General features: G+C 61.0%; 17 protein-coding genes and 1 tRNA gene. 5 read left to right on the plus strand and 13 right to left on the minus strand.

What is annotated here, in order from left to right; translation table 11 throughout:
• Positions 1-35: 35 nt before the first annotated feature.
• The 6 genes from NF876_RS15030 to NF876_RS15055 all read right to left on the minus strand — a co-directional run bounded on the left by NF876_RS15030 (position 36) and on the right by NF876_RS15055 (position 11560).
• Positions 36-1724 (minus strand): nuclease-related domain-containing DEAD/DEAH box helicase, encoded by a 1689-nt coding sequence (locus tag NF876_RS15030; RefSeq protein WP_262269604.1) that lies wholly within the window; start codon positions 1722-1724, stop codon positions 36-38.
• Positions 1724-3583, minus strand: a complete 1860-nt coding sequence (drmB, locus tag NF876_RS15035; RefSeq protein ID WP_262269605.1) for a DrmB family protein — start codon at positions 3581-3583, stop codon at positions 1724-1726. The genes NF876_RS15030 and drmB overlap by 1 nt, the downstream gene beginning before the upstream one ends.
• Positions 3573-6764, minus strand: a complete 3192-nt coding sequence (locus NF876_RS15040; RefSeq protein WP_262269606.1) for a helicase-related protein — start codon at positions 6762-6764, stop codon at positions 3573-3575. The genes drmB and NF876_RS15040 overlap by 11 nt, the downstream gene beginning before the upstream one ends.
• 5 nt (positions 6765-6769) lie before the next feature.
• Positions 6770-8647: a UvrD-helicase domain-containing protein gene (locus NF876_RS15045; RefSeq protein WP_262269607.1), complete on the minus strand. Its 1878-nt coding sequence runs from the start codon at positions 8645-8647 to the stop codon at positions 6770-6772.
• Between the two features lie 86 nt (positions 8648-8733).
• Positions 8734-10608 carry a UvrD-helicase domain-containing protein gene (locus tag NF876_RS15050; RefSeq protein ID WP_262269608.1) on the minus strand — a complete coding sequence of 625 codons (1875 nt, stop codon included), beginning with the start codon at positions 10606-10608 and terminating at the stop codon, positions 8734-8736.
• Positions 10609-10660: 52 nt separating this feature from the next.
• Entirely contained in the window at positions 10661-11560 is a 900-nt protein-coding gene (locus NF876_RS15055) for a BrxR family helix-turn-helix transcriptional regulator (protein ID WP_507237396.1), read from the minus strand.
• 259 nt (positions 11561-11819) lie between these two features.
• Here NF876_RS15055 and NF876_RS15060 point away from each other — a divergent pair, with 259 nt between their 5' ends.
• A complete protein-coding gene (locus tag NF876_RS15060) occupies positions 11820-12203 on the plus strand; it encodes a DUF411 domain-containing protein (RefSeq protein WP_262269610.1) in 384 nt (127 codons plus the stop codon).
• A 263-nt stretch (positions 12204-12466) separates the two neighbouring features.
• Here NF876_RS15060 and NF876_RS15065 read toward each other — a convergent pair whose 3' ends face one another.
• The 5 genes from NF876_RS15065 to NF876_RS15085 form a co-directional block, all read right to left on the minus strand.
• A complete protein-coding gene (locus NF876_RS15065) occupies positions 12467-13441 on the minus strand; it encodes an HNH endonuclease (protein ID WP_262269611.1) in 975 nt (324 codons plus the stop codon).
• 215 nt (positions 13442-13656) lie between these two features.
• Positions 13657-15273 carry a recombinase family protein gene (locus NF876_RS15070; protein WP_262269612.1) on the minus strand — a complete coding sequence of 539 codons (1617 nt, stop codon included), beginning with the start codon at positions 15271-15273 and terminating at the stop codon, positions 13657-13659.
• Positions 15270-15824 carry a DUF2924 domain-containing protein gene (locus NF876_RS15075; protein WP_262269613.1) on the minus strand — a complete coding sequence of 185 codons (555 nt, stop codon included), beginning with the start codon at positions 15822-15824 and terminating at the stop codon, positions 15270-15272. The genes NF876_RS15070 and NF876_RS15075 overlap by 4 nt, the downstream gene beginning before the upstream one ends.
• Positions 15824-16351, minus strand: a complete 528-nt coding sequence (locus NF876_RS15080; protein WP_262269614.1) for a DUF3489 domain-containing protein — start codon at positions 16349-16351, stop codon at positions 15824-15826. Before NF876_RS15080 ends, NF876_RS15075 begins: the two co-directional genes overlap by 1 nt.
• A 438-nt stretch (positions 16352-16789) precedes the next feature.
• Positions 16790-16865 (minus strand) — tRNA-Ile (locus NF876_RS15085).
• Between the two features lie 314 nt (positions 16866-17179).
• Between NF876_RS15085 and NF876_RS15090 the strand changes: the two genes are divergently transcribed.
• Positions 17180-18166: a glutathione S-transferase family protein gene (locus NF876_RS15090; protein ID WP_262269615.1), complete on the plus strand. Its 987-nt coding sequence runs from the start codon at positions 17180-17182 to the stop codon at positions 18164-18166.
• Here the strand turns inward: NF876_RS15090 and NF876_RS15095 are convergent.
• Positions 18154-19374, minus strand: coding sequence for an adenylate/guanylate cyclase domain-containing protein (locus NF876_RS15095; protein ID WP_373696668.1), 1221 nt, complete (start codon positions 19372-19374; stop codon positions 18154-18156). The two genes, NF876_RS15090 and NF876_RS15095, sit on opposite strands and share 13 nt — an antisense overlap.
• 132 nt (positions 19375-19506) lie before the next feature.
• Here NF876_RS15095 and NF876_RS15100 point away from each other — a divergent pair, with 132 nt between their 5' ends.
• Positions 19507-20127 carry a TIGR02466 family protein gene (locus NF876_RS15100; protein WP_262269616.1) on the plus strand — a complete coding sequence of 207 codons (621 nt, stop codon included), beginning with the start codon at positions 19507-19509 and terminating at the stop codon, positions 20125-20127.
• A 282-nt stretch (positions 20128-20409) separates the two neighbouring features.
• Here NF876_RS15100 and NF876_RS15105 read toward each other — a convergent pair whose 3' ends face one another.
• Positions 20410-21069, minus strand: coding sequence for a Fe2+-dependent dioxygenase (locus tag NF876_RS15105; RefSeq protein ID WP_262269617.1), 660 nt, complete (start codon positions 21067-21069; stop codon positions 20410-20412).
• A 119-nt stretch (positions 21070-21188) separates the two neighbouring features.
• On the opposite strand from NF876_RS15105, the gene NF876_RS15110 reads away from it, so the two are divergent.
• Together NF876_RS15110 and NF876_RS15115 are read left to right on the plus strand one after the other, a co-directional pair.
• A complete protein-coding gene (locus NF876_RS15110) occupies positions 21189-22043 on the plus strand; it encodes a 4-helix bundle domain-containing protein (RefSeq protein WP_262269618.1) in 855 nt (284 codons plus the stop codon).
• 5 nt (positions 22044-22048) lie between these two features.
• Positions 22049-23377: a cytochrome c peroxidase gene (locus NF876_RS15115; RefSeq protein ID WP_262269619.1), complete on the plus strand. Its 1329-nt coding sequence runs from the start codon at positions 22049-22051 to the stop codon at positions 23375-23377.
• Positions 23378-23456 lie beyond the last annotated feature (79 nt).

Genomic DNA, 23456 nt, shown 5'->3' on the forward strand with positions numbered 1-23456 from the left:
GCTCCAATTGCGTACGAAAGCCGATTTGGGGCGCATCAATCGTCGCGCTTTTCCTTTTCTGAAAGCCACCGCTCATCATCTTTGGAGCACACCACGCACAAATAGGACCGCGCTCTCGAGAATGCGACATAGGCAAGTTCGCGACGCTCCATTTCGTCACCGCTGTCGATCAGAATTATTGCCGGCCGTTCCAGACCCTTGAACCGCCGCACGGTATCCACGACCACATCTTCGAGCGCCATGGTTTCGGCATCTGTAAGTGGAATGCTTGTTCCGCTACTTCTTTCGAGAAAGCTCGTTCGGGCGGCTGGCCCGTTGACAAGCACTGCTATATCGCCAGGGGCCACTTCCTCGTTGAGTACGAGCCGCCGAAGCTCCCTGTATGCCGCTTCGACTTTTGCATCGGCATTGTCGGCGTTGATCCAAGAGACCTCGACACCGTCGGGCCCGTCCGCGATTATGTCAGGACCGGAATAGTGCACTGAGGCGGCGTTGTGGATGTTCTTCGTATTACGGCGGTTTCGGGAAAGCCGAACCGGGATCACGCTTAGATCATGAACTCCATTTCCAGCGTCCTCGTAGACTCTCTGATTGCTGTCCATGAAGACACGGAGGTGTCCGTCGCGGCGCAGGCATGCGTCAATCGCGATCCACCATTCGGGGCGAAAGTCTTGGCCTTCGTCGACTATGATCGTGTCCCACTTGAGAGCAGGCTGGATCTCCATGGCTTGGTAGAGCGCATTTGGCAGTGCGGTCTCGTAGAGCTCCCGTTCACTGATGTGGGACGGGGTCGGGACACCCGCTTGGCGTGAGATGCGCCCACACAGCGCATGAAATCCGGCGACCGTAAGATTTTCGATATCCTTCAGTTTCCGCTCGAGGTTCGCTGCCAGAGGGCGACTATGACAGGTCAAGAGGGTCCTCCGCCCAGCAGCGGCCGACCTGAGCGCTTCCTGAATGGCCACCAAAGTTTTGCCGGTTCCTGCGCCACCTCGGATGAGCGCCCGCTGAATATCAGCGATGATGTCGAGGACATGGTACTGGGACGGTTCAAGGACGCGGAACTCCGCCTCAGCTTCCGCGAGAGCGGCACCGATGCGGAAGCTAAGTGTAAAGGGATGCGCCAGCATTCTTTCCAGTGCCGCGATGCCGCCATGGCCGAGAGGTTCGCAGTTGTCAGGCCGTTGCCCTGCTTTCAGACGGTCGGCGACCCATTCGCCCAGACCTTGCTGAAACTCGCGTGAACAGCAGAAAATTCGAGCCGGTCGATCAGCTCCGAGGTTGCCGGGGGGTGAGCCAGCACTCGGGAAGATTACCCCATGAGCAGCATGTATAAAACGGCTTGGCCATCTGGCTGACTCGTTGAGGCGTTTGAGAATCTCATGCTTTGCACTTCGTGCCTGCGCCACTGGATCCTTTATTTTGTGGACGAAATTGCCACGATCCCTGCTGCGCCACTGAGCGTCCTTCGGATCAAAGGAAATCTCTTTCCCCCCTTTGACCTCGATCGCGAGGATGCCGTGGTCGGGGTGTGCGATAAGGAAGTCGCATTCGCCATCCTTCTCGTTTCCCAGCCTGTCGGTGCCAAGCCAAGGACTCGAGTAGAAGACGTGAAAGCTGTCATCGAGAACCTCTGCGAGGCGGTCGTATACACGAACCTCCGCTCGGCGCCTCGGATCATCCAGTACCGAACGGGGCAGCTTCCTTGGCCAGAGCACTGCCATCAGCTTCTCCGAAGCATGTCTTCGAAGTATCCTAGTCCCGAACCCGCTCCGTCACCGGTCAGGAGCGCGCGATCGAGGAAGCTGTTGAAGGCTTCGCATGATGTCTCGGGGGCAAGGCAGCAGGCGTGGCACACTGAATGTGAATAGCTGTTGATCGCTCCCATCATGTCTGTGATGCAGAGTGGATCGGACGAGCACCACTCAATCGCGTCGATTGCACGTTGCAGGATACCCTCGATACGACCCGCCTTTCCTTGCCGTTCGAGACCGCCGAGCGTTCCGTCCGAGTCCGGTGTTGCGGTATAGATCAGTAGCCCAGCCATCTGCTCATCGCCAGTCTCGGCGTAAATCCTCTCTTGGAGGGACGCTGATGAGTATCCACACTCCAGCGTAAGTTGGCGCATGAGCGCGTGCGCGAGGGTGTGGCAGAGCATGTATCGCGGGGTTATCGCCTGAGGTGGCTTCGCGTCGTCGCCGTATCGATCCTTCCAGTCTGCTTGGTGTCGAACCTCGCAGTCGGCGACACGTGCAACGACATCAGGTCGGGTTTCCCAAGTCGACAGCCGCTCCTCATTCAGTGCGAGGAAGATGCCTTCACCGCGAACCTCAATCGCCGGCAGCCATTCAAGCGGATCCTTGGAGAGTCGTGCCACCTCGGGCGAGTCCGGATCGCCAGGGGGATTGATCCGGGTGAACCCCTTGATGGCACGGACCTCACGGAGGCGCACGGCCCGAACCACTCGGGATATCCATGGAGCAATCTCCGAGGATACGGCTTCTCTACGGGTCTCGAAGTCGATGTCGGGGGTCCGACTGCGGCCAGGTTCGGTGACGAACTGTCGATACTCGGCCGGGCGCAGGTCGTCGGTTCGCAGCTGTCCGTACGATGTGAGGCGGGTCCGGATCGCCTCCGCTAGTTCTGCAGGTGACATTTCCAGCTCCTTGAGGATGCTCTCCAGATCACCCTTCGCCAAGAAGTCGATGTAGTCCTCCAGCTTCGACAAGTCGTCGAGGCTTGTGAGGGAGCTCCACCAATCGCCCAGAACCTCTTGAAGACGGTCGGACCAAGGCGGAATGCTGAGGGCTGACTCCGTCACCGCGAAGTACAGGTTGGACGCGCCTCGCTGAACCGCGTACTGCTCCTTGCCGCAAGTTTCATCGCCGTCAGCCAGCCATGGTCGATGCCCCTGGCATTTTGGACCACGTTCCCATGTCTTCTTGGAGAAGACGCCGTCCATTGACCGGCGCGCGCCACACTTCGGGCAACTGAGGATGAGGCCGGCAAGGCCGGGCTTCTCGGACCGTAGGATCAAACCGGGATGACGTTCTGGATTGTCTCGCTTCGACACCGAGCAATCGGGCTTATGCCCCACCCACCAGTCCCAAGGAAACTCGTCTACGTGGCCATGCTTGCAGGCCATGACGAAGCGGACTGGAATGACGAAGACCTTGCTGTCACCATGGGATTTTTCCGTGCAGGTCGGGCAGTAGCGATAGGCCTTGCCCGGATCGCTCTTCCATCGCCGTTCCGGCTTAATGACATCGCAGCTTGGGCACTGCAGCCATTTCGGGAAACGCACGGCGACGAGACGCCTCATATCCGGATCGTCGTCCTTCCCCCGCTCGAGAGTTACAGGCGGTGTCCTGAAGCCCTTCACACCGAGCTTCTTCTGCAAGCGTGTTTCACGGATGACCTGCGGATGGGCTAGACCAGCGGGAGGAAAGGAGCGATCCCATTCCTCGAGTCCCGCGGCGATACCCGAAACGGCTCCTCCACCCGCCCTGAAGTCCACCACCGAGCCGGGGCCGAACGTCGAAACAACTGCGCTGCGCCGCAGATCCTGAAGGTCATTCTTCATTCATATCATCCTTTGCCCTGAGGACAGGGGCCATCCTAAAGGGGGTTCCAGCCTCAACGGTCCGCATGGAGTTAAGGGTCGGCCAAGCTGCGCCCGTGTCTCGGCCGGCAGCTCGGCGAGCAGCAGCGCGCTCGGCGCTTTGTAGAAGAGACTTCCCCCCCTTGTAGTCGCTCCAGTAGACGGTGGGGGACCTTGCTCTCCATGTGTCGAGACGCCGTTCAAGTTCTTTTCGGACGGCGGTCTCTTCGGGATCGATCCGCTTCGCACGCGCGACGATCAGGTCGATGAGGTCCATCGCCAAATCTTCTGCGTCATCTTCCATGTGGGGTGAGTCGAGCATTTCGGGAACAAGATGACGCACCGCGGCCACCAGCGCCGCATGCAACGCCCTGTCGCGAGCTCGTGACGCGAAGGGAGTAACGCTGGTTGCTTCGACATCCCTGTAGAGGGTGCGGTGCCAGCTGCAGAATGCCTCGAAATGCGACCGGTCGCGCGCCTTGGCGTTGTTGAGGACAGAGACCACAAGTCCGCTCACTTCTCCGCGCCCAACGCGGCTGGTGGACTGAATGTATTCGGCGATGGTCTTGGGTTGCCCATTGACAAGCATCAGTCCCAGCCGAGAGATGTCCACACCGACACTGACCATGTTCGTCGCGAGCACCGCATCGACTGCGCCTGGGGAGCCGACTTTGATGTCGAGGAGATCGAGCATCTCGCGGATTTCCTCCTGTGTCCTCCGAGAGGTCAGCTCCTCAACGTTGCTGAGGGGTCTTTTCTCTTCGGACCGTGCGTCAGCATAGAGAGCGATACTGTCGGTGACGTCGTCCTGCATCAGAACGAGCGCACCTCCAAGCTCGCGAAGCGAGTTGAAGTACCCGACGAGCGTCCAGTAGGCGTCCCGACGAACATTGTCGCCGAAGGCTCCGAAAGCCGTTTGAAGCAGGGAGCCGGCGACAGCCTGCAATGTAAACTTTGCCGATCGACCGGCCGTCGTGACGCCGAGATAGCGTCTTCCCACCGCCTTCGGCCGTTGATCACGAACTGCAAAACCGGAATCGTCATGATCAATCGCCGGTGGCGGGAACTGGAACGCTTCGCGATCGAACAGGGCTAATACCTGCTCCGACGCTCTGCGGATCGTGGCCGTTGAACCAATGACCTTTGCCCGGCGCCCACGCGCCGCGAACATCAGGTCGAATGCTGCCTCATAGGCTCCTGCGATCGTCCCAAGAGGACCGGAGATGAGGTGCAGCTCGTCTTGGATGATGAGATCTGGCGGAGAACCCTCCGAAACACCAAACAGGCTGTTGGTTCTCTTCTCGCGGACGATCTGCGCGAACTTGTCGGCCGTTCCGATGAGCAATGTCGGGCGATTGTCGTAGACATCCTCATCGACGGTAAAGATGGGGAGAATCCCGCGCGTCTTGCACGAACTGTTCGTGCATTCGGCGTTAACGGGTGAGGCAGCGCTCGCCATCGACCATTTCAGTTTCTCGCCACATGCGGGACACCGGGCGAGCTGCTTCGGGGACGCCACCTCCGATGACCCTCGAAGGGAAGCAAATGCAATTGCGCGCTTATTGGGCGTCGCGTCTCCGCCGACCCACAAACCGATCGAGAACGGCTCGTCGCCTTGAAGCGGCAAGCCGTCGGGAGACGCCACTCGGCCGGAGCGTATGGCCTCGAGGGCCACGATCATCGCGGCTGATCTTGCGAACTGCTGTGTCGTGAGCAGGCGAAGCGTGTATCGCATGAGGGCGCAAACACCGCTGTGGTCATTCGGATCATCCGAGAGGCGGCGATACACGGCGACGCATGCGATCAGTGCTAGGTATGCCTCGGTCTTGCCTCCGCCGGTTGGAAACCAGAGGAGGTCCATGACTCCTCGGTGCTTGTGCTCGCGGATGACAGAGGACGGAGCACTAAGAAGCAGGAACCCCAGCTGGAACGGGCGCCAACGCAGAGGGCCGTGGCGGCTCTTGGAACTGTCCCACGAGTGCTGCAGGTGCATGGCTAGGTTCGCCAGCTGAAAGGCTCGCCGCAGCCGCGGATTGGCCCCAAGTTCGACGACTGATGCTCGTATGCGTCCGAGCGCTTCCTCGCATTGGGCGAGATGCGCCTCAGCGACGTACTTCAGTTCAGGACTCACATCCGTCGCGTCATCGGTTCGCTTCCGCTGCATCCTTACCCAGCGGTCGTAGGCGTCGCAGAAGAACTGGAGACCCATCTCTAGGGTTGCCATATCGGCGTAAGCCAGAGCCTCAGCCGAAAGAGGATCGAAGGCGTCGCTCTCCTTACCAAGCTCCGAAAAGAAGGCATGACCATTTGGATCGACGCCTTCGACGATGGCTGACGGGAGCCAGGTCGTCCCAACCCAACGTGCACTGGGGCGCGCTCCGACTGAGAGGTCCATGGCTTCCCACTCGCCTGAGCAGACATGCCCGACAGCGAACTCCGCCACGTTCCTGTAAAGCAGTGCCCCGCTTTCCTCGTCGCTGACTAAGCCGACCCCACCCCTCCCCCCTTGGTTCATCGACGTCGCGCGCCGAGGAGGCTTCGGCACGAGCAGGGTGCCTTCACATGGTTCTATCCGAAGCGCTGTCTGAAAGAGCAACGCGGCCTCGATCTCGTTTCGGTCCCGCTCTGGAACGATCGAATTCACGAGCGCAAGCGTAGCCAAAACGTGGCCGCCAGCATTGACGCATCGGATACTAAGTGAGACGTTGGGCAGCCCTTCACGGCACTCCGCAAGCTTAATCTCGCGCGTCGGGCCGGGCGACAGATCGAGGCCCGCAATTTCGATCCTGTGAGGCTGTCGAACCCAGATCTCGACATCGTCGCGCCTTTCGTTCCGATAGGTGGCGAAGCTGCAGATGACACGCACTTGCGGTGTACCGCTTGATGCAGCGCTGAACGATATGCCTGCCACAGAAGGCTTCTGAATCGACCCCGTTCTGACCGCATCGCTTTCTCCGTCGCTCTCCTCTCCCGAGCCCGCGCCCGCCGTTCCTAGACGATCGTCATCTTCCCCCGACATTTCCGTGCGCTGGGGCCAGAGCATGCCCGTGAGATAGACGTCTGAGGGACGCGCTGTCAGTTCCTCGTTCTGAGCATGCGGTCCGATTAGATCCTCGGCGAGGCGGCAGGCAACGACATCCCTGTCCTGCGATTTGTCCTGCATGAGCGCTAACTCCTGTCAGTTCTGTAAAAGGGGAATGCCGCAATTTTAGGTGTCAGCACAAATCCAGACGACGCCCATGGCTCATTCAAGGTGCCAAGAATGCTATCTTCCGGAGCCAGTACAATCGATGAACACCCTTGCGCTCGCACATTGTCGATTCGATTTGGTAGCTCATAGGTTATGCCGCCATATCCGGCTGAGATTTCTCGAATATCATTTGCGAAGTTCGCTGACATGGTGCCGACACATGTCCCAGCTTCGTTCGATATAATGCCATACTTAGTCATGTTGTCTGGGAGTATCTGTAGATGATAAGCAGTGACAGAGTTTGCGGCAGCAGCGAGAAAATCCTGTGCGGCCAAAGCATCAGCGGTCGTAAACTCTGCCGTGCCGACGAGCCCTCTTGGTTCGATGTCACCGTTCCGGCCGATTTCGACGGATGCCTGTAATTCTCTATGTCTTCGCTCGGAATAAAAGACACGCCCGGAGTCGAGCCTCTCGCGCCAACGAGACTTGCTCGGCGCAACGTACAGTTCCTTGCGTGCGCGTGTAGCGCCGACAAATAGTACGCGAGCTTCTTCCACGACATCTTCGACAGACCGCGATTTGCGTGCCTCCGGCATCATCAAGATTACTACATCCGCCTCACGTCCCTTGCTGGCATGGATCGTGCTTAGCGTAAAGCCATCTAGACCAAACTCTGATCGGGCTAGCTCCAATGGAGGGCGGGGCCCTGCCAGCCGGCGTCTCAGCTGCAGCATATCCACTGTTCCATCTTTCCGACCGGCCAATTTTAGGAGCGAGATCCACGCGCTGCGCCACTCTTCTCGGGCTCCATCACTAGCGACAACTTTGCTGGACCAAAGCTCTCGGAACTTTCCCTCGGAAACGAACGGATCCCAGAAACGCGAAAAACATAGCGCAAGCCATGCTGGTAACCCTGCATCGTATTCTGATAGACGAAGGCTGTGTGCATCCGACTGAGCTTGCGAGAATTCGAGGACTTCTGCCCGATTTCGAAACAGGATCAGAAGGTCTTGAGGCGCATCTGCAGGGTAATCCTTGAAGAATTTTTCAAAGTCACCGGTTGATAGCTTTTCAATCGCATTTGCCACCCAATCACGAAGCTCCATTACTCGGTGCTCCGACTTCATCAGCTCGGTACGCAGATCCGAGTAGATCGTTTTGAGCCGAGGCGATGATGTCCGGTGAACCTCCTTGAGAGGCAGGCCCGTAAACTGACCACAAGCCTTGTTTCGAACTCTCTCAAGCAGGGATCCGTCATGCAAGTGCGTGCTGCGCTTGGAGTTGCGCTTCGAGAATCCGTAGATCGTCTGAGCCTCGTCGGCAAAAATCGTTACGCCACAGTCCGAGGGCAGCTGGCAGATCAGTGTTTCGATCAGTTCCGCTCGGCTACCGACGATGTCCTGAGCTTCATCGATTACGACGTGCTCGATCTTGGCATACTCATCAGCCACATTCTCGTCGGACTTCAGCAATGCAATAACGCGCTCGATATTATCATCGTAAGTCCGTGTCAGACGGGCATTCGGATCGTGTCCGGATCGGATGGCCCACGCATGAGAGTCAATTGTTGCGTTGTGAATCGCATAGGACGCCTCGCCAACGTACGAGTGCAAGCGCCTACGGATTTCCGCTGCTGCTGCTCTCGTGAAGCTGATCATCAAGATGTTGCTTGGCTCAATGTCGTCTTCCGCGATCAAGTGTGCAAGGCGAACACATGCGACCGCCGTCTTGCCCGTACCAGGCCCAGCTTCAACGATCAGTCGAGCATCACTGTCCGCGGTGATCACGCGCAACTGCTCCGCATCCCAGCCTGCGAGCAGGTGGCGTGCCTCAATAGTTGTGCCTGAACTCAACATTGATTCTCGATCGCGCGCTTTAGCCGCGTAGCGGACGTGTCCACTGGTCCCTGCGACATCCTCGTTTACCTCGTCCTGAATGACTGCTACCTCCGGCCAAAAAAGTAAAATGGTGGAAACGCCGCAATTCTCGGCGCTAGTACGAAACCGGAGGAAGCCCAAGGCTCATTCAGGGTCTCAAGATCATTGTCGTCGGGGGGCAGAACGATCGTTGCACAGCCCTGGCCTCTCACATGGTTCACGTAGCTCGGCGGCTTGTGGCTATACCTCTGGTTCTTGTTTGCGAGTATCTCCCAAAGGTCGTAGGTGAGGTTTCGCGATAGGGCACCAACACAGGGACCCTCGCTACCTGCAAGGATCCTGTATCGCCAATCCAAGTCATGATCGGCCTCAAGTTTGTAGGTGGTGACAACATCGGCGACCTTGGTCAGAAAAACCTGCCCCGCCGAGGCATCGGCTGCGCTAAACTCGTTGCGACCGACAAGACCACGCGCCGTGATGTCGCCGTCACGACCAATCTCGACCATTGTCGCTTGGCCGTTTCTCGCTGAGCGATGAACCCGTCCAGATGGCAAGGTTGACGCTCTGAAGGCGTTGCTCTCCCCGACGATGAGGGATGCGCGCGCGCGAGTTGCGCCGACAAAAAGCACGCGCGCCTCCTCGATCTCATCCTCAATATTCTCGAATTCGGCACCGTTCGGCAGTAGAAGAACGATGTTTCTCGCCTCTCGACCCTTGCTCGCGTGAATTGTCCCGACGATTGGACCATGAAGGCCGTACTCGGCTAGAGCCAGCTCGACCGGAGGCCGAGTTTGGCCCAGCCGTCGTCTCAGCCTCTGCATATCGATGGAGCCATCTTTGCGCCCTGCAACTCGCATAAGGTGCTGCCAAGCGTCGGATGGCCCATACTGCGGTGCGGCCTTGCTTTCGATCCGCGCCGCCCAGAGGTCGAGAAAGCGCCGCTCTGCAAGGAGTGGCTCGACGAAATCCGAGAAACATATTGCCAGCCATGCCGGCAGGGTTGCGCCATATCCTGACAGGCGCAGCCGATGGGGAAGATCACAGAACTGCGACGCCATGAGCACTTCGGCACGCGTTCTGAAGAGGAGGAGATCGTCGCTGGCGAAGTCGGAAACCTTCATTTGGGTCCACTTCAGCCCTCGCTTGTCCGCCAACTCCCGAATTTTTTCCGCCGTCTCAGCGTGTAGTCCGCTACGGTGCTTCCGCTTGTCCAACACATCCTTCCGCAGTTCCGAGAATATCTTTCGAAGCCCAGGCGAGGACGTGCGATAGATCTCCTTTAGACCCAGTGTTGTAAAGCCGAGTCGTTTGACGGTCCGCAAACGGGCCAACAGCGGTTTTTCAAGCGTTGGAGTTGCCCCCTTGCGGCGGCCGATGCTGTCGTCGGAAAAGCCGTAGATTGCTTGGGCCTCGTCGGCGAAGACCGTGACACCGCAATCCGAAGGCAGATGATCAACCAATGCCTCTATCAGGTCCGCTCGCTGACCAACCAAGTCCTGCGCCTCGTCAATCACGACATGCTCGATCTGTGACAGTTCGTCCGCCACATCCTTGTCAGCCTTCAGCAGTTCGATGACGCGGGCGATGTTCTCTTCGTAGGATCCGGTCAGCCTAGCCTTCGGATCGTGGCCTGAATGTATGGACCACGCATGGGAGTCGATGGTTGCAATCCGGATGGCAAAGGATGCGTCGCGCACGTACGAATGCAGCCGTGCACGGATTTCCGCTACTGCTGTCCTCGTGAAGCTGATCATCCAAGTATTGCTTGGCTCGATATCTTCTTCATTGATCAAGTAGGCGAGGCGCGCGCAAGCGACGGCGGTCTTTCCGGTTCCGGGGCCTGCCTCGACGATAAGTCGGGCCTCCGTATCCGCCTCGATCACTCGGAGCTGATCTGCGTCCCAGTCTGTATCCGGCGGAGCTTTACTAGCAAAATTCATGGCCACAGAATTTCCTAATGAACAATGTCGTGTTCTGATCTCGCCTTCAGGCCTACGCTCGACGCAGATCGCGCGAAATCTCAAGCCCGTCACGGTTCAGAAGCACGATCTGCTGATCCTGCGGCTTTGTTACTTCAGGATCAGTATCGAGCCTGAGACGCCTAGGTGCATAGTAAAGCAGTGCGACACGGACATTGATCCTCGCCTTTATCCCACACATCCCGTAGTCGAGCGCGATGACTTTGGCCTGTGTTTCCGAGAGAGCGGGGTGGGGCCCGATCTCCAGCGTGGCCTGCGTGTTCCACTCACGGTCATCCTCTGATGGCACATCGCTCTCCCGCGACCCGCGCATATCGAACATCTGAGAGAGCAGGAAGTCCTTGACAGCTTCATCTGTCAGGCAGAACGCCCGAGCGTACCAGCGGAATCCGTCGAAGCCCATGGTGTGCGGAGCAATCCAGCGCCAACGCGGCTTCGAGCTGGAAAGGGACTGGTACTTCACCTCGATTGCCTCAGAGCAGCGAATGGCGCCCACCACGAACCGGAGCGTCGCCGGATTGACGCCGCGCACAGGGGGCGGCGCAGACGCAAATGGCGGTTGGCCGGCGATCCAGGAGTCCTTGTGGTCAAGGGCCCCATCTGCCACGGACCGAAGCTGGGTGAGGTAGAGGCTCGCGTCGGGTTCGAGGAACTGGGACTTGAACCCGGGGCCACGGATGTAGGTTCGTGCGCTCTTGTCGTAGACCATATTGTCCGGTGCGAGGCTGATGTACCGATTGGAATCGGTGGACGCTTGGTTCACCGAGACCCGGAACTGCTTCATCAGGTCACCACGGTTCACGTGTCCCTCCCAGAACAGGCGGAACTCTATGAACACGAGCCGCTGCTCGCCTGCCCAGCGAGGTTCGGACCTCTCATTATCCACCACGACTTCACAGCCCCCGATGCGCATCGAAACTATGCGCGCCCATTTTTTGGGTTTACGTCAGGCTAGCTGGGTGATCGTCGTCTGGCAATCCAAATACTTCTCACGGCTGTGCTTTTCTCCCCCGCTCCATCGACGGAAGGGCAGACTCTGATGTGCATTAGTCAGTAACCCCAGTCAGAACCGAGTGGCGGGTCACTCAGCGGGTCGTGCAGTCCATCCAACTCAGGAAAATGCTCGCTCGTTCCGGCGAAGGAGGCCTCCGTCATCGCTCCGTAGATCGTAGTTGAAATTATACCCTTTCAGAAACAGGCCGGGCAATCAGCCGGCGGGCGCTTCGCGCGGGCTTGGCCGTCCTTCCCATCGCGGCCTCCGGCATCCCCGCGGCGGCGCAGGAACTGCCGAAGATGGTTGTAAAAAAATCCGAGCTGCGATTGCCGCGGCGCGTGGGTCGAGCACGTGCGCTCCGTCGGGTTTCCGTCGAGGTGAGCGAGCCCCCGAGGTCAACCGCCCCAAGGTCCGCCTCGGTATTCTCCGAGACGTCGCCTCCTGCCTCACGGCGGAGGTCGGCGGTTACGTAAGCGAGCTAAATGTGCCGGCCGAGGCCGTCAAGCTGCCCCTCTTGGAGAAGCCCAAGCCACGGGGTTTGCGGTCCCTAGGATGCCCGTAGGCTGTCCTAGTACAGAGGTGGAGGGTCTCAAGGATGATACCTACGACATGATCCTGTACAGACACAATCGATGGATTGGCTGACCACCAACCTCAAGGTCCCTCAGCACACGCCGTACCGTGAGCTCGGGCTTCGTATCCGTCCCTCGCACGGCGCTCATCATGCGGCCTCGTACTTGTGTCGGACCATTTCTTCGCTAACGTTCGCCGAACTGCCGACACCTGCACTGCTGAATCGGTGCTACAACAAGCCGAGTGGCTTGCTCAAGGTGGCTCACCCACCCAACGAATTGACAGACATAAATCGGATGGACGGGCGCGTTCAAGCTTCAGATAGCGGCCATGAAAGCGCCTGTACTCTTCGTCCCGCACCTTCGAATCGAGTGCGATCCTACACGTCTTCGGTTCGATGCGGAGCAGGTTCAGATCAAAAAGTGTATGAATGTCTGCTCGCAGCAGGAGGCCATTGGACGGGTCGTTGTACTCCTCACCGCGGTAGGGCACGATATGAGCCGCCTCCAAGAGGTCCATGGTCTGACTGCCTGTTACGAGACACGCCGAACCATAGCGTTTTATTAAGGCCCTTCTGAACTTCCACTGACCACGCCTTGCTTTAACGGAACGCATCGTCCGCTCCCGTTGATCCAACATGGAGGGCGCGAACATGCTGGAATCCGATGTATCGGCGTCATCGGGCGGGAGCGCTGAAGACGCCAGTGATTGCTGCAAGACCCGCAGCGCGTCGGCATCTGGCGCAAAAAGTCGTTCAACTTGGTCAAGGTCGAGTTCTTCAATCGACATCTGATCGTTCCGACGCTGCGCTGCAGCCTTCAGGGAAGCTGCCGAGACCGGCTGCAATACAGACTTAAAAGTACCTGCAAAAAGTGCTTCGAATTTTTTGACAGGTTCTTCGGCTTCAAGCGGGGTATCGAAGACGTGCCCCTCATAGCATCGCCATCGAGGCGTCTTAGTCCTTCGTTCTTTCATTCCGGGCATTCGGCACACGGGGCATCGGCGGACAGTCTTCGTACCCTCCGTTTCTTTGATCTTTCTTATTACTGCAGTTCCAAGAGCTCTTGCTCTATCGCGAAGGACGACGAAGTCACCTTCAGCAACTCGCCTATGATTGGCTACATTGCTATCGTAACGATAGACGTTCCTCAAATCGTCCACGTAGCCAGTATTGCCACCGTACTGGCGATCATCACCCAACGTGATGAAGCTCCATGCCTTGGCCATTCGTCTCCCCGAAGAGGATAAGTTGCCGCAAAACTGCCGGATGTGTCCGCTTACCACAATTAGGTAAATTGCCAGACCTCAGCACACCTGTTATTCAGTATCGCATGCCGTAATTTCGGGCTACCTGCTTTGGACAGCCCGTGATTTGTGCTTACTGGGTGATTACCGCGTCCAGTTTCCGCGACCTGCCGGCCGATTGCGTCTATACTAAGCCTTTAGAAAGTATGGTGAGCGCGCTGCGATTTGAACCCAGACTCCTCTGATGTGAAGTCGGATGCTCTAATGAGCAGCTTGTGTTGCTCCTTCCAGCACAATGGCGCCTCCACCAAGGCGGTAAGGCCTGTTCCGTGGGGAAGCCTGCCCTCCACCGCAGCTTGGACGATTTCAGGGGAGAGGAAGGCCAAGTTGAGGATCATCCGAACCGATCTCTCGCTGCGGCCCTCCCGCATTGCGAGATCATGGGTGTGCTTCACCCGACCATCGACAAGTTCGGCGAGCCAAGACCTTGCCTTCGCAATCCCCTCGACCAGTCGAGCCCGGGTTTCCGCCCGGATTGGCCGTGCAGCACAAACGTCATCGCCTCTGATGATCTCGCGCCGGCGCCGGCCTGACGTGGGAGCCCACGGGAGCCGAATGGGTACAGTCGGCCCTTCGTTCTCTGGACAGCACCGGATGATCTCAATCACGTCAGGCCAGATGACAACTCGGTCGACCATACTCAGAACGTGATCCGCCTCGGTCCGAACATCGGCTGAGCCCTCCCGAGCTAATGCTTTCAGGACCATCGTTTCAATCTCTGGTGCAGACACCCGCGGGATCGAGCCAGCCTTGTCCTTACGCCCCTGCTGCAGCACGGACGACGTATAGTACCGGTAGCGCAAGCCGCCCTTGTTGGAGGTCGTTGGCGTCATGCGGTTGCCCTGGTCATCGTAGATGCGCCCTGCCAAAACGGATGCCTGGTTGAAGCGCTGCGTGCAGCGGCTGCGAGCCTTGGACGAGAGTTCATCCTGAACAGCGTCAAACAACTCGCGGGGAATGATCGGCGCATGCTCACCAGGATAGTGCTGGCCCTTGTGGATCACCTCGCCAATGTAAGCTCGGTTGTGCAGCAGATAGGCCAGAGGCCCTTTGGTGAAGGTAATTCCACCCCGGGTCGAACCATCCCGGCGGTGAGACACCTTCGTGACAACGCCTCGCTCCCGCAGATCCCGTGCCAGAGCGGTGAGACACTTGAGCTCCAGATATCGTCGGAAGATCAACCGCACCTGCTCGGCCTCCTGCTCGTGCACGATGAGCTTCTTATCCTGCACTATGTAGCCGAGCGGCACTGGACCACCCATGCGCATGCCCTTCTTTTTGCTCGCGGCGATCTTGTCCCGGATGCGCTCGCCGGTGACCTCACGCTCAAACTGCGCAAACGAGAGCAGCACGTTCAGGGTCAGACGCCCCATGGAGGTTGTGGTGTTGAAGCTCTGGGTCACCGACACGAACGAAACCTCGTGCTGGTCAAACAGTTCAACCAGTTTGGCGAAGTCCGCCAAGGATCGGGTCAATCGATCGACTTTGTAGACGACGATGACATCCACCTGTCCCTGGCAAATGGCTGTGAGCAACTGCTGGAGAGCAGGCCGCTCCATCGATCCGCCCGAGAAGCCGCCATCATCATAGCGAGTTGGCAGCAGGGTCCAGCCTTCGTGCTTCTGGCTTGTGATGTAGGCCTCACAGGCTTCCCGCTGGGCATCCAGCGAGTTGAACTCCTGCTCGAGCCCGTACTCTGTCGAGACACGGGTGTAGACCGCACAACGCAGCCGCTTCGTGGCTTTCGCGGTCATGGGTTCTTTTCCCCAACTTGGCCCTTCTCCAGCTTGTCACGAAGGCCAAAGAAGCGAGGTCCGTTCCAACGGGTGCCGGTGATCAGGCGAGCGATCTCGGACAGGCTGCTGTGGGTGTTCCCCTGCCAGGAAAAGCCTTCGTGGGTGACCGTCACCCGATGTATGGTCCCGTTGAACTCGCGTGCGAGGAGCGTGCCAGGCTTGAGCCTGCTACGTGTGGGTACGGGTGGAATGGGGGGTGGCGCTTTGGCATTCCGCCTCCCCGGCTCTGGCTTGCGCCGTAGGCTTTCACGGGCCACGTGGTTGAGATACCGAACAGTCTCACGATCGAGATTGCCATAGGCGCGCGCTTGAAGCCGATAGGCGAGCAGGCGTAACAGAAGAGTACGCTGCAGATCAGGGGGCTGGGTGCGCAGAAGCTTGCGCCAGCGCACCCGCAGGTCCTGGTGATCGAGGCTGCTCAGCTCAGTAAGCAGTTGATCGTGATGGACCTGATCGATGGTGTCAGACTCGCGCTGCTGATAATGCGGAGAGGTAACGGAGGCGTCCATCAGCGGACCTCCTCAGCAGCGGCATGGACCCGATAGGATGATCCATCCTCCCCTTTGATCCGTTCAATCGCATAGCCTTTCTTGCGCAAGCCCGTGAGCGCAGCACGGGTGGTGTGGGCCAACCAGCCTGCAGCAGCCATCAAGTCGTTGATGGTGGCCCCTTGCTCCCGGCTCAAGAGTCGTAGCAGCAGGTCCTGCTTGGTTCCTGATCTTGGGACAACCTGCGGCTGAGGCGCGGTGGCACGCTGATCAGCAGGATCAGCGTCAGTCTGCTCCGTGGGATCAAGACCGAGTGCCGCCAGACCTGCGGATGTGATCCGCAGCCCGATAAGCTGGCCTGTCTCACCGGTGCGCCAGTGTGGCTGCTGGGCTGAGACGGGCTGCTCCTCGACGAGGCTCCTGCGGATCAGCGATTTCAAGGCATTCTGGGCCGCCCTGCCGTTCAGCGCTGCAGGCGGGGTGACGAGGTGTTCCTCGTGCTGCGCGGCAGCACTGAGCAGGACGAGCTGGGTGTCGGTGAGGGTCATGGCAGATCCTTGTGGTTGCGACGGTCGGCGCCGTCACCACCGCGGCCCCGCGTGCGGCCAAAAGCCTGCGGGGCACCGAATCCCTTGGGCTCACCGGCCGCTCAGGACATTCCCATCACTGCTCGGAACACAGCCGAAGTCCAGCCAGAGATACAAGATCGTGAATCGAGTCTCTCGCTTACACCCAAGACAAGATCGATTCGACCCAAGAGTGCGAACTGTCGTCTCTGAGGATCAGCGAACCAGTCTCTGGCGGCGGGCGAATTGTGAGCCGGAAAGGGCAACTGGCAGCCGGGAGAATAGGGCCACAAGCAACGCCTAGGAGGGCCCAGATCTACTGTCGGAGACATAGGTCCTGACCGGCCGATCTCAACTAAGCCTCTGATATTAGGCTCGTCTCCGGCGCATTTGGAAATAGCCCGGAATTGGAGGAATGGGTGGTGGGCCCGGCAGGACTCGAACCTGCAACCAGACCGTTATGAGCGGCCGGCTCTAACCATTGAGCTACAGGCCCTTCCGAGGAAGGCAAGGGAACCTCTAAGGGAAGGAAAGCCGTCCGTCACCCCTTGCATGGCGGAAGGCGTGGCTCTCGTCCGGGCCCGGAGTCCCGACGGGAGGAGCGGTCCCGGATCGGGACCGATCATGTTCCTGTAATACATCTCAAAAGCCGTCAAGCCGGTTTCGCGCGGGCCTGACCGGGCCGGCTGTCGCATGGCCCCTCGACGGCTCTGAAACCGGGAGCCCTCTTGACCCCTGCCGGGTTCGGCCATCTGTCTGCTTTCACGGCCGAATCGGATCGCCCGGGCCGGACAGGACAGGGAGGACAGGATGGGGCTGCTGATCGACGGCGTCTGGCAGGACCAGTGGTACGACACCAAGAGCACCGGCGGACGCTTCGTGCGCAAGGCATCGGCCTTCCGCAACTGGGTCACCGCCGACGGCTCGCCGGGTCCGACCGGAGACGGCGGCTTCAAGGCGGAGGCAGGACGCTATCATCTGTACGTGTCGCTCGCCTGCCCCTGGGCCCATCGCACCCTGATCATGCGCAGGCTCAAGGGCCTGGAGGGGATGATCGGCCTTTCCGTCGTGCACTGGCGCATGCTCGAGCATGGCTGGACCTTCGAGGAAGGTCCCGGCGTCATCCCGGACCCGATCCGTCAGGCGCGCTATCTCCATCAGGTCTACACGGCCGCGCAGCCCGACTACACCGGCCGCGTCACGGTGCCGGTGCTCTGGGACAAGGCGACCGGGACGATCGTGAACAACGAATCCGCCGAGATCATCCGCATGATGAACGCGGCCTTCGACGGGATCGGCGCCACGCCGGGAGACTACTGTCCGCTGGACCGGAAGGAGGAGATCGACAGCCTGAACGCCCGCGTCTACGACAATGTCAACAACGGCGTCTACAAGGCGGGCTTCGCGACCACGCAGCAGGCCTACGAGGAGGCCGTGCGCCCGCTCTTCGAAACCCTCGACTGGCTCGACGAGCGCCTCTCCTCCCGCCGCTATCTCTGCGGCGACCGGCTGACCGAGGCCGACATCAGGCTGTTCACGACCCTGGTGCGCTTCGACCCGGTCTATGTCGGGCACTTCAAATGCAACCTGCGCCGCATCGCCGACTACCCGAACCTCTCGGGCTATCTGCGCGACATCTACCAGACGGACGGCATCGCCAGGACGGTGAACATGGCGCACATCAAGGGGCATTACTACGAGAGCCACAGGACCATCAATCCCGCAGGGATCGTGCCGGTCGGACCGATTCTCGACCTCGACGCGCCGCACGGTCGGGAGAAGTCTCAAGGCTTGTAGATCTCGACCGCTTCGGCGAATCCTTCGACCTCGTGGGCTCCGAGGGGCGAAGGATTGCCCCAGAGATGCTCGACGAAGGGCTTCGACATGAGCAGCGGCTCGCCGAGGCTCTTGTTCAGCTCGGCGATGCGGCTGGCGAGGTTCACGTCGCGGCCGATCACCGTGAAATCCAGGCGCTGGCCCGATCCGACATTGCCGTAGGCGGCGTCGCCGTGGTGGAGCGCGAAGCCCACGTTGATCGGCACCGGGAAGCGGCCCTCGTTGTTGGCCGCCTCGATGCGTCGCAGCGCCTTCGTGGCCGCGGTGAGCGCCGATTGCGCGGCCCCGCCCGTATCGTCGCCCTTGTCCCGCACGATGGCGAGAAGCCCGTCGCCCAGATATTTCAGCACCTCGCCACCCTCGTCCTCGATGGGCGGCACGAGGCAGTCGAAATAGTTGTTCAGGAGATCGACCGCGCTCTCGGGGCTCAGGGTCGAGGAGATATGCGTGTAGTCGCGCATGTCGGCGAACAGGATGGCCGAGCGGATGCGCGTCACCTGCCCGCGCTGGATGGCGCCCGACAGGATCGCCTTGTGAGGATCGTCGCCCACATAGATGCGCAGCACCTCGTCGAGCCGGTTGCTCGTCGCGCGAAGTTCGGTCACGAGGGCAAAGGACGGGATGACCATGCGCAGGATCGTCAGCTCCCGTGTGCCGAATCCCTGCGCCGACCGGGTCGCGAACGAGATCGCGTTCTCGGCCCCGTTGGTGAAGCGGATCGGGATGGTCACGTAGTGGCGGTAGCCCGCCTCCTTCAGCTCCGGGATGATCGGGAACAGGTCGTCCGGGGTGTTCGCGAGATCCAGGACGAGCCACTGGCCCGTCCGGTTCACGTGGGCGAAAGGGCTCGTCTGATAGACGGTCTCTCGGCGGTCGCCATGGGGCAGGTAGCGGACCACAGTCCCCTCCTCCCGGGTCCAGAAGCGCCCGATGCCGGCATATTCCGAATGCAGGGTCTCGATGGCCGAGACCGCCCGGTCGATCGGCAGGCCGAGCTCGATCAGCCGGTCGAGGAAGCCCGACAGCACCTCGTTGGGATCCTCCATCTGGCCGGCGACCGTGATCAGCCAGTCCCGTAATGCGATGACGCGCGCGAGGCTTTCGGCGTCGAGGCTTCGCGCCATCGTCAGCAGGTCGTCCGAGGAGATCGAAGGGAGCGAGGGTGACATCATATGGCCAAGGTGTGTTGCCCCCGCGGATCCTTCAAGCCGCGGGAAAACTTTCCATCATCAAAGCTGGGATCCCCGGCACCAAAGGGCAATGGCTTTGACAGAAGCCGGCCGCCGGAATAGAGCCAAGCCATGGCAAGCATCGAACCGCTTTTCGTCACCAAAGTCTACCGCGCCGAGATGACGGGCGCCAAATCCGAGCGTCGCAACGCGGAGCTGGAGGCGGCCTGCCTGTCCATCGCCGAGGACGACGAGGCCGGCCAGCGCTGGTGCGACAAGCACGGCTATCCGGGCTATACGTCCTACGCGTCCCTGAATGACCTGCCCTGGCGGGTGCCTGTCTTCGGCGAGCTCCTGAAGGACCTCGACAAGCACGTGGCGGCTTTCGCCAAGGAGCTCGAATTCGATCTCCAGGGCCGCAAGCTCGTGCTCGACAGCCTGTGGATCAACATCCTCCCGCCCGGCGGCATCCACACCTCGCACATCCACCCGCATTCCGTGATCAGCGGCACCTACTACGTGACGATCCCGGAAGGCGCGAGCGCGCTCAAGCTCGAGGATCCGCGCCTCGGATTCATGATGGCCGCCCCGCCGCGCAAGGCCAAGGCGCGTCCGGAGAACCGGCAGTTCGCCTATATGAAGCCGGTCCCCGGGACGGTCCTGCTCTGGGAAAGCTGGCTGCGCCACGAGGTGCCCTTGAACGAGGCCGAAAGCGAGCGCATCAGCGTAAGCTTCAACTATTCCTGGCAGTAGGGGCTGTCAGCGCATCGTGCGGACCCAGAGGGCCGCGTCAGCGACCCGAAGGACCGAACGATGCGCCGCTTCAGGAATTGAGCATCGGATCGATCCCAAAAGTGGGTCCACTTTTCACGTCCGATGCTTTCGTCCGCGGGACTTGGTCGGTCGGGTGGCCTCCGTCGACAGGCGCACTGACCGTCCATAAGCGCTCTGACCCTCATGGCCGGTGATGACGACGGTGGGGACCTTCCGGTCGAGCGCCGGGTCAGGGTTCGGACATCCCCGTCGGGCCGCCCCTCAGACCTCCGCCCACATCCGGAACAGATTGGCGCTGCTCTTCGCCAGGAGGTCGAATTCCGGCGTCTTGCCGGACTGGGCGAAGAGGCTGCGCTTGGCCATCTCCAGATCGAACAGAAGCTCGCGCCGGGCGCTGTCGCGCACATAGCTCTGGGCCCAGCCCACGGCCACGACCCGCTCGCCGCGGGTGACGGGCGCAACCCGGTGCAGGCTCGTCGAATCGTAGGCGACGAGGTGACCGGCCGGCAGCTTCACCTCCTCCTCGCCGGAGACCGATTCGATCACGAGCTCTCCGCCATCATAGGATTCCGGATCGGCCAGGAAGAGCGTGAAGGACACATCGGTGCGAAGGCCGTTCATCAGCGGATTGTCCACATGCGACCCGTAGGCCTTGCCCTCGCCGTATCGAGCGAAGGTCAGCGGCGTCAGCACTTTCGGGCGCACGGCGAGGCTGAAGACCTCGTTGCCGAGGATTGCCGTCGAGACCTTGTCCCGGAGCAGCGTGAGCGCGGCGCCTTCACGGGCCTGCTCGTTGTCCTTGACGAGCCTCGCGCTCCACCCGGCCGTGGCGCGGCCGTCCTCGAAACGCATGGCGCCCAAAGTGGCCCGAACCTCCTCGAGGTCGGCCGGAGGGAGGATGTCCGCGATCGTGATGAGCATGATGGGCACCTTCGGGCTTGCCAGGAATCCCCATATTCGGTAGCTAAGCCCTTGTAAAGACACGCAGTTTTTAGTCGTTCTAAACTAGCCGGCAGTCGCTGCCGCGCCGAGGGGAAACCATGAAGAAACGGAAGATCTGGGCGGGCCTGAGCTCCGCCGTCCTGGTTGCTGCGCCGGCCGCCGCGCAGGCGACGGCCCTGCACGTCCAGCCCCAGGCCGGGATCGAGGCCAAGGCCGACCAGACCCTGCTCCAGCTTGCTCAGCATCAAGGCCACGCGGCACCGGCCGCGACGGCGGGCGGCGATGGAGAGGGCGAAGGCGGCGGTGCCGCCCAGCTGCCGGCGCCCATCCACGTCTATCGCGGCATCGAGATGATCCGGGGCCATCTCCTGGTCGGCGCGGAGCTGATCGAGGCGGGCCGCTGGGCCGACGCCCTGCCCCACTTCCTGCATCCGGAGGAAGAGATCTACGGCAGCATCCGCGATCAGCTGAAGACCTTCAACATCGCCCCCTTCCAGGCGGCCCTGAAATCCCTGTCCCAGACCGTGAAGGCGAAGAACAAGGACGCCTACGCCCGCGCCCGCGCGGCCATCGACGAGCGTCTGGCCGCCGCCGAGACGGCCGTGAAGGCGAAGCAGGAGAACGGCACCTATTTCGTGCTCGAAACGGCTCTCGAGGTTCTGCAGCAGGCCGCCGACGAGTACGAGGAGGCGGTCGAGAAGGGCCGCATCGCCAACGTGGTCGAGTACCAGGATGCGCGGGGCTTCGTGCTGGAGGTGGATCGCCTCGTGGGGACGGTCATGCCCGCCGCCTCGGCCAAGAGCGCCGACGCCGCCAAGGCCCTGCAGGCGAGCCTCGACGACCTGAAGGCCACCTTCCCGGCCGTGACGCCGCCCAAGCAGGCCGTCAAGGATATCAGCCAGTTCCTGAGCGACGTCTCGAAGTTCGAGCTGCAGCTCGGAAACTTCCACTAACCTTCATGCTGCGCAAAGGCTTCGCCAGGACCGGCCGAGGATTCGCAGGCCTTGCGCTCGCGGTCCTCGTCGGCGGAGCGGCCGACACATCCGCTCCGCTCGACATCGCCCATTGGCGGCAGGCCTTTGCGCGTCCGGACCACGCGCCGAACCCGGCCGGCAATCCGGCCACCCCGGAGAAGGTGGCGCTCGGCGCGAAGCTGTTCGAGGATGCCCGCCTGTCGGGCGCCGGCGACGTGGCCTGCGCGAGCTGCCACCAGGCCGAGCTGTCCTTCTCCGACGGCGTCGACCGCCATGTCGGTCATGACGGGCAGCCCCTCGACCGGCGGACGCCCCCTCTCTGGAACTTGGCCTGGGGCCTGTCCTTCTTCTGGGACGGCCGGGCTCCGAGCCTGGAGGCGCAGGCCATGGTGCCCATCGAGAACGAGCGCGAGATGGCCGGCAACCTGCAGACCGCCCTGCGCACGCTGTCCGCCGATCCGCAGATCCGTCAGGGATTCGCGCAGGCTTTCCCGGATGATCCGGCGGTCACGCAGGCCAATCTGGCCAAGGCCTTGGCGGCTTTCCAGCGCACGCTCGTCTCGCCGGAAACCCGGTTCGACCGCTGGGTGAAGGGTGACGATGCGGCGCTGGAGCCCGACGAGCTCGCGGGCTTCTCCCTGTTCGTCGGAAAAGCCGGCTGCGTGGCCTGCCACCAGGGTTGGCGCTTCACCGATGAAGCCTTCCACGACATCGGCCTGGCGAGCGAGGACAAGGGCCGCGGACCCGTTCTCCGCGTCGGCGCGGCGGATCATGCCTTCAAGACGCCGAGCCTGCGCGAGCGGGTCTGGTCGGCCCCCTACATGCACGACGGCTCGCTGGCGACCTTCGAGGATGTGATCGATCATTATGCCGGGCACGTGGTGCAGCGCCCCACCCTCTCGGCCGACATTCCACGGCGGATCGCGCTCAGCGAGGGCGAACGCGCGCAGCTCGTCGCGTTCCTCAACACCCTGTCCAGCGACGACCCTCCCCGCCCGGCGAGCCTGCCGGCGCGGACGATGACCCTGGGTGATGTTGCCGATGCGGTCCCGGCCTCCACGGTCAGCCAGAAGGACCGGCGCTTCACGCCGGGCGCCATCCTCCTGAAGCTGGGCGAGGCCCTGCGCATTCTCAACGACGACACCCGCGTCCACAACGTGCGCCTCGACGGGCCGGGAAAGAGCTTCAGCTCCGACGCCCAGAACCCGGGCGATACGGTCACGATCGGGTTCGATCAGCCCGGCCATTACGACGTGATCTGCGGCATCCACCCGGAAATGCGCCTGAGCGTGGACGTGGCCCAGGCCCGCTGAGGACGCGCCGGCGGAATGAGAAATACACGCCTCGTTTCCGGCGACACGGCCCCGAAGGCTGCGCTAGAACAGGGTCATG

It is taken from the genome of Microvirga yunnanensis (assembly GCF_025460875.1).